This window comes from Roseivirga spongicola (assembly GCF_001592965.1).
Taxonomy (GTDB): domain Bacteria; phylum Bacteroidota; class Bacteroidia; order Cytophagales; family Cyclobacteriaceae; genus Roseivirga; species Roseivirga spongicola.
In genome coordinates this window covers 453,564-469,783 of the sequence record NZ_LRPC01000028.1, presented here as the reverse complement: position 1 = coordinate 469,783, position 16,220 = coordinate 453,564, and the positions used below count along the sequence as shown (strand labels likewise).

The 16,220-nt window shown below is 40.3% G+C and carries 10 protein-coding genes; 3 read left to right on the top strand and 7 right to left on the bottom strand.

Annotated features, from left to right (window positions below; genetic code table 11):
- Positions 1-46: 46 nt before the first annotated feature.
- The 3 genes from AWW68_RS13880 to AWW68_RS13870 all read left to right on the top strand — a co-directional run bounded on the left by AWW68_RS13880 (position 47) and on the right by AWW68_RS13870 (position 1,971).
- Positions 47-586: an acyl-CoA thioesterase gene (locus AWW68_RS13880; RefSeq protein ID WP_068222057.1), complete on the top strand. Its 540-nt coding sequence runs from the start codon at positions 47-49 to the stop codon at positions 584-586.
- A 100-nt stretch (positions 587-686) separates the two neighbouring features.
- Positions 687-1,211 (top strand): hypothetical protein, encoded by a 525-nt coding sequence (locus AWW68_RS13875; protein ID WP_068222055.1) that lies wholly within the window; start codon positions 687-689, stop codon positions 1,209-1,211.
- Between the two features lie 82 nt (positions 1,212-1,293).
- Positions 1,294-1,971, top strand: coding sequence for a hypothetical protein (locus AWW68_RS13870; RefSeq protein WP_068222053.1), 678 nt, complete (start codon positions 1,294-1,296; stop codon positions 1,969-1,971).
- 315 nt (positions 1,972-2,286) lie between these two features.
- On the opposite strand, the gene AWW68_RS13865 is transcribed toward AWW68_RS13870, so the two are convergent.
- The 7 genes from AWW68_RS13865 to AWW68_RS13835 form a co-directional block, all read right to left on the bottom strand.
- The gene (locus AWW68_RS13865) at positions 2,287-6,825 is read right to left on the bottom strand and encodes a molybdopterin cofactor-binding domain-containing protein (RefSeq protein WP_068222051.1); all 4,539 of its coding nucleotides are present in this window, start codon (positions 6,823-6,825) and stop codon (positions 2,287-2,289) included.
- Between the two features lie 4 nt (positions 6,826-6,829).
- Positions 6,830-8,392 carry an alkaline phosphatase family protein gene (locus AWW68_RS13860; protein WP_068222048.1) on the bottom strand — a complete coding sequence of 521 codons (1,563 nt, stop codon included), beginning with the start codon at positions 8,390-8,392 and terminating at the stop codon, positions 6,830-6,832.
- Positions 8,393-8,395: 3 nt separating this feature from the next.
- Positions 8,396-9,616 carry a hypothetical protein gene (locus AWW68_RS13855; RefSeq protein ID WP_068222045.1) on the bottom strand — a complete coding sequence of 407 codons (1,221 nt, stop codon included), beginning with the start codon at positions 9,614-9,616 and terminating at the stop codon, positions 8,396-8,398.
- Positions 9,617-9,618: 2 nt separating this feature from the next.
- Positions 9,619-9,849: a hypothetical protein gene (locus AWW68_RS13850; protein ID WP_068222043.1), complete on the bottom strand. Its 231-nt coding sequence runs from the start codon at positions 9,847-9,849 to the stop codon at positions 9,619-9,621.
- A 201-nt stretch (positions 9,850-10,050) separates the two neighbouring features.
- Complete coding sequence (locus AWW68_RS13845) at positions 10,051-12,342, bottom strand: hypothetical protein (RefSeq protein WP_068222036.1); 2,292 nt, start codon at positions 12,340-12,342, stop codon at positions 10,051-10,053.
- On the bottom strand, positions 12,333-13,418 hold the full coding sequence (locus AWW68_RS13840) for a DUF4249 domain-containing protein (protein WP_068222034.1): 1,086 nt from the start codon (positions 13,416-13,418) through the stop codon (positions 12,333-12,335). The genes AWW68_RS13845 and AWW68_RS13840 overlap by 10 nt, the downstream gene beginning before the upstream one ends.
- 47 nt (positions 13,419-13,465) lie before the next feature.
- Entirely contained in the window at positions 13,466-16,117 is a 2,652-nt protein-coding gene (locus AWW68_RS13835; RefSeq protein ID WP_068222033.1) for a TonB-dependent receptor, read from the bottom strand.
- Positions 16,118-16,220: the final 103 nt, after the last annotated feature.

Genomic DNA, 16,220 nt, shown 5'->3' with positions numbered 1-16,220 from the left:
ACAACTAAAAATTCATTGACTACTTTTGCAGTGAACAAAATATACTATGGCAAAGAAAGCAAAGAAGTCGAGTGAATCTTTAGTTATAATGACCGAATTGGTGCTTCCTAACGACACCAATACGTTAAACAATTTAATGGGTGGTAAACTCATGCATTGGATGGATATAGCCGCTGGTGTATCCGCTCAAAAACACTCCAATAGAATTGTTGTTACTGCCTCTGCCGATAATATTTCGTTCCAAAGACCGATTCAATTAGGCGATGTAGTTACTCTTCGCGCTAAAGTGGTTCGTTCATTTAGTAGCTCAATGGAGGTATATATTGAGGTATTTGCCGAGAACATACCTTCAGGAACCAAATTCCGTAGCCACAGTGCCTTCTTTACTTTCGTGGCTGTAGACCAAGGTGGTAAGCCGATAGACGTTCCAGAGCTAATTCCTGAGACGGATGAAGAGAAAGAATTATTCGATGGCGCACTAAGAAGAAGACAACTTCGCCTTGTTTTGGCTAAAAGAATGAAGCCAGAAGAGGCTACAGAATTGAAAAGTATTTTCGTAGATCAAAATATCGCAAAAGCTGAATAATCCTTTTGCAGATTTCGCTTCTCAACGAATTAGTCAGGGAACTTAAATAATCAGGCCTTTTTTGTTGGTAACAACACCCACAAAGGCCTATTTTTGATCTATGTCCGATCGCGCTTTTCTTTCTGAGTTTATCACCGAGCCCCTTTACCTTATTAAAGAAGAATTACCGGCTTCAAACGAGTATAAAGAAGAAGCCGTTGAACAAGAGCCAGCTGTTGTGAAAGAACCAGAGGTCAAGGTGGAGCTAAAGCCTATATTCACTTCTGGTGATAACTTAAAAGGCTGTATCATTTTGGTAGACTGGCAAAATGGTGAAGTGAGTGCTGAGAAAGAATTACTATTGAAAATTCTTGGTTCAGTAAAACGGACAGAGACAGACGTACTCATTGCTCATACTCATGACAGCTCATCAGAACAAATGGAGGCACTTTTAGCGGAGCAAAATCACAAGCATGTGTTAGATTTTGGAACTAGTAAGATACCAAATCTTCAGCCTGCTGACTTTTACAAGATTACTGCTAACGGCCCTAAAAAATCATTAAAAGCTCATCCTCTCTCTGAAATAGCTACCGATACAGAGAAGAAGAAAATGCTTTGGAATGCCTTAAAAGAGATGTTTTTGTAAACTTCTTTCAACCATAAATCTGCTTTAGTTCAACTCAACCTATTTGATTTGTTGTAAAAACACAACTCATTATTTTCGCTCCATGATTAAGGGACTCAAATCTATCAGTTTAGTGGTTTTTATTTGCTTCAGTGCCTGTTTTGGCAGTGACCAAAAGAACTTCACTCCTACTACCTACGACTTAGATGAGGCTTACGATTACTTAGTAGACGTTGGCTTTATGACGGACGCTCCTAAAGGAGAAAGAGGTTATAACCCTTCAGCCATATTTGAGGAGTCTGCAGAAGATGTGCTCGGTCTTATCATGGCTATATTCCCAAATAAGGAGCCTGCTTTAGTATACTACTTAGAAGTGGCTGGAGCCAATCTCAAAAATGCATCTGAAAGAGACCTCTTCATCGACAATTGGGTAGATAAGGTGCCTTGGTTTGCTACTGATCTAGTTACTGCACTCAACTACATTCACAGAAACCCTGACAATGTGATTGTAAATAATGCCTTAGACAACATAATAAAGAGATTAGACACTGAAGAAACAGAGAAACTATTAGTTCAGCAGAGTTTTATTAGAGAGAACATGGGCCCTGATGGTACTGGTAACGGGGAATACACCATCATGGAAGAGTATATTGAACATTGGCCTATAAAGCACATCAATCAGTGTGCACAAAATATACGAGCTGGCAACTCAGATTCAAACCTGACTGAAGTTGCTGAGACATTAGAAAGAATCAGTAAGGAAAAAGAGGACACGAAATAAACCACTATGGGCTGAAAGCACCATAGTTTTAGAAGCAACTAAAAGTCGCTTTGAATGGCCGACTTAGAAAATGTACGATTTACGTCAATCAAACCCCGAGCATTATCGGGGCGTACATCGTAAATTCCAGGATGCTTTTGAGAAGCTAAAGCGAAATGCACTAAAGTGCATAGTTTTAACTCCTTTTATGACCAATAAAAAGGCTGTCTCAATTGCTAGCTTTCATTCTCGACCCAGCTCTAAAAATCTAGTGGGAATGACGAGAACAATAGCTTTTGAAACAGCCTCTATTGAATGTATCAGCGCCTTACACGACTATATAGATTTCAAGTCTCTGTCAGTTACATCCAAAGCCAGGTTCACTTCCTGAACGGTTGCTGGAGCATCTAATTTGAATAAACCAGAATGCCCTCTTTCAAGCCTGCTAGCTCTTACTGCCGCCTTGATGGCAAAGAATACACTAGAAGCCAGTACCAAAGGAGGCTCCCCTACTTCTTTACTAGACATCAATTCATTAGGGTTTTCAGGAACCTCTGAAGAGTTATTTCTAGGATACAAATAGGTATTCATTTCCAAAGGAATAGAAGTAACAGCTGGTGGCTTGTACCTCCAGGTATTCAGCGTATTCAGGCGGCCTACTTCTTCACCATCAGGTTGAAAAACTAGCTTTTCGGTGGTTACATAACCAACCCCTTGAACAAAAGCACCTTCTACCTGACCAATATCAATGGCAGGGTTTAGACTCCAGCCCATATCAAATACAATGTCTGATTTGAGAATTTTAACTTCTCCTGTGAGAACATCTACCTCTACTTCTGAACATGCAGCTGAGAATGTCCAACCAACGAATGAGTCGACAACACCAGCAGTGCTTTGCACAGGGGCCAATTCAATACCCGGTATTTCCTTTTGTTGATCTATTGGCTTGAATGTCATGGCAGGAACAGGCGTTGTTCCGCCAGGAATTGGTGCGGTAAATGCAGCGATCAAGTCAATGCGGTATTGGTAGGCCAACCCTACGAGATTCTGCCAGATTAACCTTGGGTGCTTATCGACATTCGGACGGATAACGTTTGCTGACCACCCTTCTTTTCCATAGTTCCAATAGTCAATACCTTGAGCCTTACACCAGTCTTCTCCGTTTTCTTTGAGCAACTTCTGACCAAATTCCATTAGCCTTTGCCTCATTTTCTCGCAGGCCTGCTTTACAGCTTCACCATTATAGGCCGTTCCTGTGGAACCTCCTGTGCTACTCGGGTTAGGGATTACCTTAGTTGACGGTTTATGAATTTGAATGAGTTCCATAGGCACATTCAAGATATAAGAGGCTATTTGCTCCACTTTGGTCATCATTCCCTGTCCCATATCTACACCACCCTGATTGATGGAAATACTCCCATCACCAGAATATATAGAAACAATAGCAGCGGCCTGCTCAAGCATCACTAGGTTATAACCAGAACCATACTTCACAGGAATGGCATAAATACCTCGCTTCTTCCACTTATTATTTTTATTGAACTCTTCAACTTTCTTAACTCGGGCTCTATAATCGCTCTTCTCCTCAATGTATTTCCATACATCGCGCATGTAGCAATAAGAAAGGGCTTGACCGAATGGTGTCACATCCCCTCTTTGATACATATTTTTGAGTCGAAGGTCATAGGGATCCATACCAACACTAAATGCGGCATCATCTACTGCATTTTCTAAAATCAACTTGCCCTGTATATCGCCAAAGGCACGCATAGCAGTATTAGGCGCCTTATTAGTTCGACACACATCTAATTGAGATTCAAAATTTTTGATCAGATAAGCATTATCCAGTCGCAACTGAATACAATTACTTACTACAAATGAACAGTCGTAAAAGGCACCACCATCGCCCCAAAGCTTAACCAATAGACCTCTAATAATCCCCTTATCTTCTTCTCTTATATCTCCCTGATCTACAGCTATTTGATATTGACCATAATAACCATGTCTTTTACCAATCATAGCGGTGTCATGCTCTCGCTTCAGGGCCATTCTAATCGGAATATTTAGGGCTTTAGCAGCAACCGCAACTGGACCAATCACAAACTTGGCTTGCTCGGTTTTTCCTCCATAACCACCTCCCAATTGACGAACATCAATATTGACTTTGTTATGTTCTGCCGCTAAAGAAATGGCAGCAGTTTGGTGCATTTCCATTGGACTTTGAGAAGAAGGGTGAATCAGAATTTGATTGTCATCTTCAGGAATTGCTACACAAGATTGTGTTTCCATGTAGAAATGAATCTGCTCACCTGACACCTGAGTATTTTCAATAACCAGACAGTTGTTGCCGTCCACCTTGGTCTTCCGCTTCACAGGCTTTTTATCCAACGGCTTTTTATTCTCATTAGTCCAATAGAGTTCCGTGCCAGGCCTTGTAATCTTCCATATATGCGTAACAAATGGAGAAGATTTTGGACAGTCTGGGAAGATACTCTCCTTTTCAATGGCCTCATCTATGCTCATAATTGGCTTTTCCCACCCCTTCTGCCAGTTAATGGGCTTGTACGCTAAACAATTGGAAGAGGCGAATTCTGCAATTTCGATGGCTAATTGTTCGCTCTCGGCTATAACCATGGCAATTGCTTGGCCTGGATAGAGTATTTGATCTACAGCAAAAATGGGTTGGTCAGCGCCCATACCTTGAAGATTTACGCCACCTGGAGGAATATCCTCATGATTGATTAATGCATAAAACCCTTCGAATTTATCTTCTAGATAATCTGCTAATTGGTCTCTATCAATTTGAGCTTTGGTTTCTGGATTAATGAAATGATAGAGAGCCAGCGTTCTTTGGCTTTGAATAAAAGCACCATTCTGACCAATTGGTGGCAATTCAATCTCATGTGTATAATGCACCTCTCCCATAGCCTGATGAAAAGCCATAAGCTTAATGTATGGTTGAGATACTGGAGCTTTAAAGTCTTGAATGGTATAGTGTTGAGTTCCTTTGCTAACACCCCAATTACCCCAATCAATTTTTGCAGCAGAGCTAATGTTCTCAGGAATCTCTTTCGGTTTCTTTTCAACAATCGCCCTAACAATGGCCTTGTAGATATAAGACATAGCAAGCTTTACGCGATATTCATCGGTAAAACCTTCCGATGGTAAGCCATTAGACCTTCCTTTTTCCTCCCAATAAGCCAGCTCTTTTATGACTTCTCTCCTAACAATGCCTAAAAGTCTAGGAAGGAGGTCTAGGGATAGCTTCTTTCCTTTTAGCCATCTCTCGGAATTTCTTGCATGCCAAGTGATAGGAGCAATACCACCAAAAACGATGGAAGCTTCATCGACCTTTAAGTCTTTACCAAGCTCCAGTCGAATTGTTGAGTTGACAATGGAATGTGAGTTTACTTCTCTTATAGAAACTTTCTGAGATAATACTACCTCTTCTCCTTTGCCTTGAGGAATGAAATATCTGAGAATGATAATATCATCTGCTAATGAAGGTGTTCTTCTTAGCTTTCTCACTAGTTCATCAACATGATCTTCAGTGGTTCTTCCGGTAGATACCTTGAGATAAGTAATTGTAGCATCATTACCATCTAAGGCTGTAAATAGGTCAGAAGGAAAAGGCTCTCCTTGCATCAAATGTTTAAGAACCAACATGGTATTTCCCGCCACTGAAGCAGCATTTCGCACAATCATTCCTGCCGTTCTATGAACCATGTACAAACTAGCTCCTAATCTGCTAGTAGGTTCTGGATTCAAATTCTCCAGAAAATCGAAGAGTTCGGAATAAGTTGTGGTCGCTCCAAACGAAATTCCATCCTTAGTCTGTTTAATTCCCTTTAACTCTTCAATCAACTTAATATCTACCATCAATTTGACTTGAGGGTATTCATCGGCATAAATACCGAATGATGTATTTCCGAAGACTATTCTGGTAGTTTCACCAGGATTCTTCCTCATGATTCTTTTGAGTTCATCAAGCGTTCTAGGCGTCACCCAATCACATTGACTCTCTAAAATTTTAGTGTCCGGAAGTGGTGCTTTAGCAGCCTCAGGAAATGGGATCTTTACTTGATCATGCACCAAAACCTGATCGCACTTGTCTTCTGTCAAGCACTTCATTCTTTCTTTTTCGTCCTCTTCCGTCCAGTCTGAAGCAAAGGTTTTCATTCCCGTAAGAATTGCCCGATAGCCAGTACACCTACAGATGTTACCATCGAAAGCTTCTTCTATTTGCTGCTTGGTTGGTGATGGATTTTGGGCAAGGAAAGCAGACATATTCATTACAAAACCTACCGTACAGTATCCACACTGAGATCCGTTATTGATGGCCAGCCTATGTGCCACTGGGTTCATTCCTTCATGAATTTCATGCAGATTTTCATCTCCTACCAGCACATGTTCTAGACCTTTTGCATCACGGATTTTTTCAAGGCTGCTCCTTACCAGTGACTTCTTTTTCTCCTGATGTTCCAGCAAGTTACTCTTAGATTCATTCCAATGATCTGTTGGCTGAATTGCCCCAGGAGCCACTCCTCTCGAAGCAGGCAGAGTAAAGGTAAGGTGTTTGTTTTCAGGCCTTTTTGTTCCTCCTGTACCTTCAACAGTGGTAATGGAAAGTCCTCCTAATGAGCAAACTGGTCTCAAACACGAGTTGATGGACTTATGCTCTACTTCCTTCTTTTCTTTGTTCCAAGAAGACATGATAACCGTACAGGCACCACAACCACCTTGGCCGCAGCCTTTTTTGGCTCCTGTGAGCCCTATTTCTGGAGATCTTAAAAAGTCGATCAGAAGTAGTTTTGGAGAAGGGTCCTCTAGAACTACTTGCTGACCATTTAGAAAAAACGATACTTGATTTGACATGTGCCTATTTAGTTAAGTGTTCTTTATTTCTATGAATGAAGTGTTTGCTGTAGCTTTCTTGTAAGTGTTCCAAGTGGTGTTTATCTCCACTATCATTTGAATCACCAGTAAGTTTATTCACCATTTTCCCCATTACTCTATGAAGGTCATTTTCATGATCTACATCTATTTTGGTATCCCATTTTTGAGGAGTTACTTCGGGAAATGAAGTTCTAGGACTGGCTTCGGTTAACACGGCCGAAAAACTCGGAGCAGCTTCATCTCTTGCGGTTAGGTGACCTTCAAGTTTGAAACACTCCTGAACTGTCTTGATTATTGAGGTATGATCAAAAGGCACATAGCCCTTAGGCCTGGCAATTAAACCTTGGGTAATGTATGGATTGATGAGAATACAAGGAACCCGTACACCAAAACGATTGAACAGAAATCCATCTTGTCCCGGCTGATTATTGGGATCAGGATTCTTGGCCTCTCCCGGAGGAGGGACATGATCATAACATCCACCATGTTCATCATAAGTAATTATGAAAAGTGTGTTTTCGAACGATTTGGAGGTTTTTACTGCATTGTACAGGTCAGCCATCAGCTGCTCACCAGGACGAATATCGGCCGGAGGATGTTGATCATTTTGATCTTCTCCTCCATAACAAGGCTCTAGAAACGAATAGCTCGGTAAGGTTCCATCAGCGCATTTCTGTTTAAAGTCATCCAATGTACCAAAGTTGTCATCGTACTTAGCATCGTGCAATTGTGTCATGCAAAGACGAGTAAGTGAGAAGTGATCATCTTTGGTTTCGCCTGGCTTGTCTTTTTGCTTTTTATAATAGCTTGTAGGCATCATATTACTACTGAACACCCCCCAACTCAAGTCATTCCTTCCTCCATCTATGGCATCTTGAATTTGATTATAAATGGTTTTAGCATCGGTAAATGAATTAGGTGAGTTGTTCACATTTCCGCCCGAAGTGGCGGCATGAACGAAAGACCTATTCGGCAACGTCTGACTGGGGATTGAACAATGATAATGATCGCAAACAGCAAAATTCTTAGCCAAAGAAGAGAGTACCGGTGTCTGCTCAGGAGTAAAGCACTTCATTATGTCCCTTGGGTTGCTAGGTGAATCACCAAAACTATAGGCTCCATAGAGCATGGCATTCTGGTAGTTCTGCACAAAGCCCATATTAATAGGCTGAGGAGGATAAAGTGAGCCAACATTGTATTCACTGAATAGCTGATGATTGGTATCTTTAAAGCCTTCTCCTGGATCAGGGTCAGGAAAACAATAGTCTACCGGAACGCTTTCAGTTTTTCCATATTTACTCTTTTTGACTCCATTTTTTTGAATAGGTACCTTTTCAACAAAGGGCATTCCATTACTATCAATATTGTCTAATGGGTTCCAAAGATCATCATACAAACCCTCAAAATATTGACCGTTTGGTGGTTTTTCTTCATCGTACAACCAGCCAAGCAGGTTATCAAAAGAGCGATTCTCAAGCATCAGAACAACGATATGTTTGATTTTTTCCTGAAGCTTTTCAGTTTGTGGCGGTAAGTACTGGCTCATGACTTACTTATTTAAAGTTTCGTCAACAGATGCTTTCAACTCACCCTTCCTATGCATTTCTAGCGGACTTCTCTCATATTCCTTATACCAATAGCCTTCTACATTATCATTTTTCCATTCTGTGAAATAGCCTAATGCCAATGAGACCTGTAATGAAAAGTCGCAAGATGTAGTGCCTTCTGAATAAGGGGTTCCACAGCGAATATTGGTGAAGTATTTTTTGAAGGCAGCAGCTTCAGTATTAGTGAGCTTAACCAAAACACTATCTTTACTGCCAGGTTTAACTGGTTTTTTAATTCCTTCGAAAGCTTCTGCCGGTACTAGTGCCGCAGCCTGAGGATATTCAGCCGTAGAATGACATGACATACAAGAGGCATTATTTAAATCTACCGGCCCATCTAATCTTCCACCCCAACCTAGATGCTGTGGGGGTAACTCTTCCTTATTCGGATTAATCTTGGTTTCCTTAAGGTTAGGATTAACTATAGTTTCAGTAGGCGGGTAAGGATTAATAAAATTGGTGGTATCCTGCTCGTCATTCCCGAACTGAATTCCCACCGGAACTAGGTTCTGAGCCCTCATTGAGCCAGTTTTACCATTGTTCAGCTTTCCATTGTAGCAGAAAGTACCGAATACCCAACCAGTACCATATTTATCGGCCCTTGGGTCACGGATCATCACATCCATTTGAATCAGGTGCATGTCCTTTACAACTCGTCCTGTATCCTGACCATCGTTCCAAGTTGGTGTAACATAAGCTTTTCTGGTCATAGGATTTACCAAGTAATCCACTTCAGTTTCATCGGCATCAGTGTAGAGAAGCTTGTAGATGACGGTGCCTACTGGAAAGCCTTTAGGGTTCTGGGTAGCATAAGCATCTGGGTTGTCAGCATCTTTCCACATTTGCCCTAGCGTATAACCAGCAAACTCATTGTAATAGCCCAAAGCATAAGTTTGATGCGGGTTCTTTTGCTCTGGTGTTAATTGGTATGGAGAAATCTGAGCTTCTTTGGCCAGTCCGTTGAAACCTTCAGAACCTTGTGGACCCCAATGCATCCATGGCATGTGATACCATTCTCTGACCTCACTCTCTTGAGCCACAAAGTCTACATCTATCATGCCTTCAAAACAGTAGTCTCTCACAGCATTGATGTATTCCATCCATCGATCATCATCATCGAATGGAATGTTGAAGAAGTCAGGGATTTTAGATTCATCGGGCATTTCTAGAGGATAATCTTGCTTGAGCTAAATACCTTTTCTCCAGGGTAATTTGCTACGAACTCGGCCGGGCTAATCATTCTTCCGAAATCAGGAAAGTTGTTATTAACCGTTTTCGCCTCATAGCCCTTATGCTTACGCTCAGGTTCCGAATGCTTGCAGGATTGAATTACCAGAAATGTTAGACCAATAAGAATGCAGAGCTGCACTCTCTTGAGTGTATTGTGTGTGTTCATGTTACTTGTAGTTAAGGTTTAAAACTTAGGTAATATAGGATTATTTCATAAATTTTAAAACCATCCTTAAAAGCAATTCGATTAACCTTTCAAATAACAGAGTATATTCAACAACCTGTTTTTCAGCACTATAAACAGAAAAGAACACGCTTCTCCATTGGGCAAAAAGCAAGTATTTACACTTGGTTTATCAGGTGAAAATCAGTGATTATTTCTGGCAGCATTTTCAAGCTGTTTTATCACTGAGAAGGGCTTTCCGTTCACAAAACCTTCTACGCAAATCAACATTGGAGCAACATCGTCAGAACTATAAAACTGAATGGTAGCCGAACCATTTTCGTCTGTTTCAACCGAAGGGTTCCAGTAAAGTGTAAACCTAAACTGTGGTGCGATTTTGTTCGGACGAATTTTAGCAAACGGTAAGCCTCTACTAATGCCAGTAAATAGCTTATTTTCATCTATTGGTTCTCTTGTTGTTCCCGACTTAGTTTCAACTAGCACAATCCCATTTTTGGCCATGTCTCCAAACCTAGAAAGTTTTTTAGGGTACTTGATAACCGAAATTCGTTTAAGCGTTTTTGGATCAAGAGACAGAAAGAAGTTGGTGTTCTTTGTTGCTATTCCGTCAATGATATATAGTGGATCTGCAGTAGCTATGTTTGGTTCTAAAAACCTTACCCTAACCACAGGTTTTCCCTTAAATTTTCCCACTCTCAAAGGGCGAACCACCTCATTAATGAACTCAGAAAACGTGGGAAATAAATAGAAGTCTTCGACATTAAATGTTTCGTCTGCCTCAAGAATAGGAACCTTAGGCGCTCTACTTTTCTTAGAGTCTGCCAATGAATCTAAATTGGCAGTATCAGAGAAAAACTGAAACGAGTCGTTTATTCTTTGCCTTTTACCAGCAAACACCCCGTAAGCATCTTCTCTGTTTGACTCCTTGGCTTTAGGTGGCGTTAAAAACCTAGGCAACGGCTCGGCAATCCAGTCAATATTAATATTTAGAAGCTCTTCACCTTTTGGTGTTTCTGCCATCACAAACAGTTCTTCTTCGCCAAATACATCAAACAAGTTTAAAGCAAACATACCTTGCTCTAATACATCCACTTCATAGCGCATTAAGTCGTTCTGTAAGTAAAACATCAGGGTAGAATGCAAAGGCAAGGGATTATCTAATGAGTCTTTTGCCACCCCTATTTTTTGTAGTAACGATGAAAAGCCATACTGAGGCTTTCTACCATCAAACTCAAGAATGTCATCCCAATTAGCTGTTTTGGGCTTCAGAATGAGCATTTGATCTACCACATTATCGTTTGGTTTAAGCTTGTGGAATCCTTCATTGATGATTCTCTGACTTAACACTATTTTCTCCTCGAAAGAAAGAGTTTCATTCTCTAAAACTGATTGATTGATAATCCGCACCGATAATTCTGACGAAACAGATGGAGCAGTTTCTATATTAAGCTTCAGGTCTTGAACAGTTGAATTGATACCAGTAGTATTTATCGATATTCCCAAATCTTCTACAGAAGGAAGAAAGAATTCGCGATATGAAATGAGCTCTCCACTATCACTAAGCAAGGAAATATGATAGAGCCCCGAGGTGAGTTTTTCACGAGATATGCTCTTCCCTACTTTCAGCTGGTCGACAGGAAGAGCCTCAGCATAAACTACTTTTCCTTTTGAGGTGATAATGAAATAAAGATTATCCAAATCAGGATCAGGTTTTCCAGATACCAATATTTTAACGGCTTCATCTTTAGACTCCCCATTTACCAAGCTTACACTGTATCCATTCTCCTGAACCATTGGAAGATCTACAACTGTATCTCCCGCGTTTATAGAATACCTTTTGGCCTTGTCACTTCTAAAGGTGAATTTCCCCAAGCCATTCATGTCCGTTTTAACAGAGTCAATACGGCTTAATCGATTATTTAAGTAAACCCAAGAATCGGCTTTATTGAATCTAATCACAACATCGGAGACCACTCCATCTACCAAATTGCCACCTTCAATTCCGTACTCTATTTTGTCATTCAAATAATCTAATTCAGCTTCTCCTACTATGCTTAGCTGAGCTTGAAACATAGAAGAAACCCCAAAATTTCTCATCCAATTAGTGAAGGCCGTAAAATTGTAAAAGCCGGGTTTCAAATCTGATGGAAGAATGATCTGATTGCTTGCTACTCCCTTTTCTGTTTTAATCAGTGTGTGTGCACTTACTGAGCCATAAGCATCGATCAAGTTAATCTCAACTATTTGAGGACTGCTCCAAAGACTCAGGTCTTCCCCTAAAAGGTAGGCTTTGAAGAATACCGTATCTCCAGGAACATACTTGCCTTGGTTGAAAGTGAAATACAGTTGTTGGGTAGGCCTTTCTTGTTTATATGTTTCATAAGTCTTTAAGAAGGAATTCAACTGGCTTTGAGCTTTAACAGAACAAAAGCACAAAACAAACCAGCCAAGAAGAGTCAACTTTCTCAATTCCATGATTCTGGCTGGACTGTGGTTGAATGATCAAAAAAGACTGTGCAAGATTCTGGAATGGTTTCCGTAGGGGTTAGCTGATAAGGTATATCTGATTTTTGAATAAACCGTGTCTTTTTACTGGTAGCAGTAGCCCAGAATAAACCAAGCACACGGTCATCGGAATTTACTGGAAAAACATTACCAATTAATTCACCAGATGGTGGCTGAAAAATATTTGAGGCCTCGGTTTTTTGAATTCTGATCAATTTGAAGAACTCAAAAGCAGTTTGAGTCATGCTCATTTGCTCTACTTCAACCAGGTACTTATCGTAGAATGTTATATTATTGATGGCCACTTCTCCCACTTTTACATTATTGAACTGTTTATCAGCAATCAATAGATCGTCTGAAAGCTGAGGCGCCTTTTCATATTGGGTTACAAAACACTCACAACAAGTACAATCTCGCTCTTGAACTAGTATATAACCCGAACCACTTGGATGACCAGCTATTCGGAAGCCACTACAATCTCTAGGTATTGGTCTCGGTAAATCTGACCATGGTAAGACTTCTACTTTTAATTCTGGGTTAGTAACAATTCTATAGGTACCCTTAAACCTCCATCGAACATAATTACCAAAGCCTGGCCCAGCATCTGAATCTATATAAACATTAAATACATCTTTGCGGGCATTGACAAAATTTTGTTCTTCTGTTCTAGCTTCAAATTCATAGCGAATCTCTTCAACATTCCCTACTGGCTTCATCAAATCTGGCTCAGACTCGTAAATCGTTCCATCTTCTAATTCAATCCTTATATGGTAAGATTTACCAACTTGTCCTTGAATAGCTCCACCAGTTTTGTAAACACCAGGACTTACTTCTTGGAAGTCTTCTATGTTGTTTTCATCATCGTATAATCTAACGGTAGCATTTTCTACTGGGGGCTGTTTCAAACTATCTGCTGAAAGCGGAATGGCCCTAGAGATAGTTACAGTATACTCCTCGTCTTGATCGCTGATATAGCCTTCTACAATAACTAATGATTCTGCAGGTGGTACATCAAATTCTATGGGTTGAACACACCCAAATATCATCAAGAGACAGCAAAAGAAAGTTGGTGAATATTTAAATTGATGTGCTTTCAATTGAGTTTCAGGTTATAGCTCACAGATGGTAAAATAGTACCTACAATAGATAATTGATAGGGTTCAGGAACACCAGCTCTAGACGTTCTGAAAAAGATGGTGTATGGGTTCTTTCGAGCGTAAGCATTATATATTGAGAACACCCATGTACCTTTCCACTTCTTTCTTTTATTATGATTTCCTTCTACAACCAAGGCGAGGTCTAGTCTGTGATAGTCGGGAATTCTGTATTGATTTCTGCCAGAAAAATAGGCTACCGAATTATTATCATATCCAAATACGGCCAAGGGAATAGTTACAGGCCTGCCTGTATGATAAGTGAAATTTCCTGTAAAAAAATGCCTTTTAGACATCGCTAGCTTCCAACCTAAATTGACAATATGAGGCTGATCGTAACTGGATGGATAGCGTTCTCCTTTATTGATGGATTCACTTGTAGAGGCCCCTGCAATTGTTCTGAAACTTCTGGAATAAGTGTAGCTCAAACTGCCTGTAAGCTTTCCCTGATTCTTAAAAACTGAGGTTTCAACTCCATAAGCTTCTCCTTTACCTTGAAGTAGCTCTGTTTCTAAATGATTATTCAGAATAAGACGTGCACCATCTTTAAAGTCTATCTGGTTTTCTATAAACTTATAAAACACCTCTGTAGACAAACCATAGGCTTTATCTCTAAAGTCCTTAAACAGACCTGCAGAAATTTGGTCTGCGCGCTGCGGACGAAAGTAATAACCACTTGGCTGCCATATATCTACAGGAGTAACAGCAGCAGTATTGGTTACTAAATGAAGAAACTGGTAAATTCTATTGTACCCAATCTTTAAAGATGCTTCGGAAGCAAACTCCCAATTAACTGAAAGCCTTGGCTCTAGACCAAAGTAAGCCTTAATTAACTTTCCACCCTTATAACTTAGGGTGTCTGTAATGGTAGACACTTGCTTTACCTCCCCTAGTTCATAAGTGAAAACTTCAGCAGGGCCAAAAGAAAAGAACATAGGCACCCTCAGTCCTCCTTCAAGTCTTAGCTTATCATTCAACTCCCATTCATCGTTGAGGTAGAAAGCACTTTCTATTGAATACTGATTATCCATGGTAATATTTGCAGCATTAGAATTACCAGAAGTTGGCTCTAGCTTACCTGGCTGAAATCGATAATGGGTCAATTGCCATCCAAAATCTAACTTGTGTTCAGCTTTGTCTAAATGAAAAGCAGATTGAAACGAAGTGAGGTTTATTTGGTACGAAAGACGTGAGGCTTGTCTAGGGTCTTCATTATCTACGTTGTAACCATACACTGTATGACCGAGCGTAAAATCAGAACCTAATTGCGGGGTAAATTGGTGATCTAGTCTTACGCTGACTTGCAAGTTATGCCATCTGTAGGTGGTATCACCTTCTAACGAAAAAGCATCTTTACTGGAATATCCTGTAAAAGATAGTTTGGTATCATCAGAAACCAAATGAGTCAATTTCAAAGTGGCATCGTAAAAGTTGACTTTGCTATCACTTAAATCGGCATAGTCTGTTCTTATAGCATTTACCAACCAATTAGAATAGGTAGACCTGAGTGATGCCGCCATTGCGGTTTTTCCTTCTTTAAGGGGCCCATCAACCATGGCTTTACTGGTTATCATACCAATACCAATGTTTGCATTCCAGCGATTCAAATCTCCGTCTTTAGACTTAATATCTAACACCGAAGATGCCCTACCTCCATAATTGGCCGGTATTCCTCCTTTATAAAAAGACACATCATTAACTGCCTCTGGGATAAAAGTGGTAAGAAACCCAAAAACATGAGAACTATTGAACACGGGCATGCCGTCATAAAGAATGAGGTTCTGATCTACACTCCCACCCCTCACATTAAACCCTGTAGCGGCTTCCCCTACCGTAGTTACACCTGGTAGTGTTTGAACCTGTTTCACTAGATCAACTTCACCCAAAAAAGCAGGGGCTAGCTTAATATCTCTAACATTTAAATAGGTTCTGCCAATTTTACTTTTTGTAAGGTCTTGGGTTCTTTCTCCCTGCACAACAACTTCATCTAACTGCGTAGATTCTTTTTCTAGCTCCACATAGATTTTTCCGTTATCGAAAGCATGAAGATCTACCACCTTTTCTGTGTAATCCAAGAAGTTGAAGCGTAACACATAACTTCCAGCAAGTAGTTTTAAGCTAAATTTTCCCTGATCATTTGAGGCTGTCGACATTAAAGAGTCGTTCACCGATACCGTTGCAAAAGGCAGCTCCTCTCCGGTAGTCCAATCAATTATTTCTCCTTCTATCAAAACCTCCTGATTCGAAGAGCTTCCTGGTTCGCCAAATTCATATGTTTCAACCTTCTTCCCTTGCATTAATGCCGAAATCAGTGCTTCTCTTCTCTGAATATCTTTTGTGGGGTCTTTAATTAGAACAAGTACTTTTGGGTACATCAACACTGCATCAAGTTCAGTGTTCTCAAAGAGCTCTTCCAGCATGAAGCCAAGGCTTTTACTCGAATAACTCTTATTGATCTGAATACCATCAATCCATCGAGGGAGAAAAAAAATACTGGCTTGTTCTTCATCGGCTATTTCAGAAAGTACCTCAAGCAATTGCCTTCCTTGCTCAGATCCATTCATCATATGGTCTAGTATATTCTGAGCCATGAGGGTATTGCCAATAAGGCATAGCCACAATATCGGTATCCAGCGCGTTCTCATACAATTGTTTGTAAGTTAGAAGAATTAGACTCCCAAAAAAGATATAGTT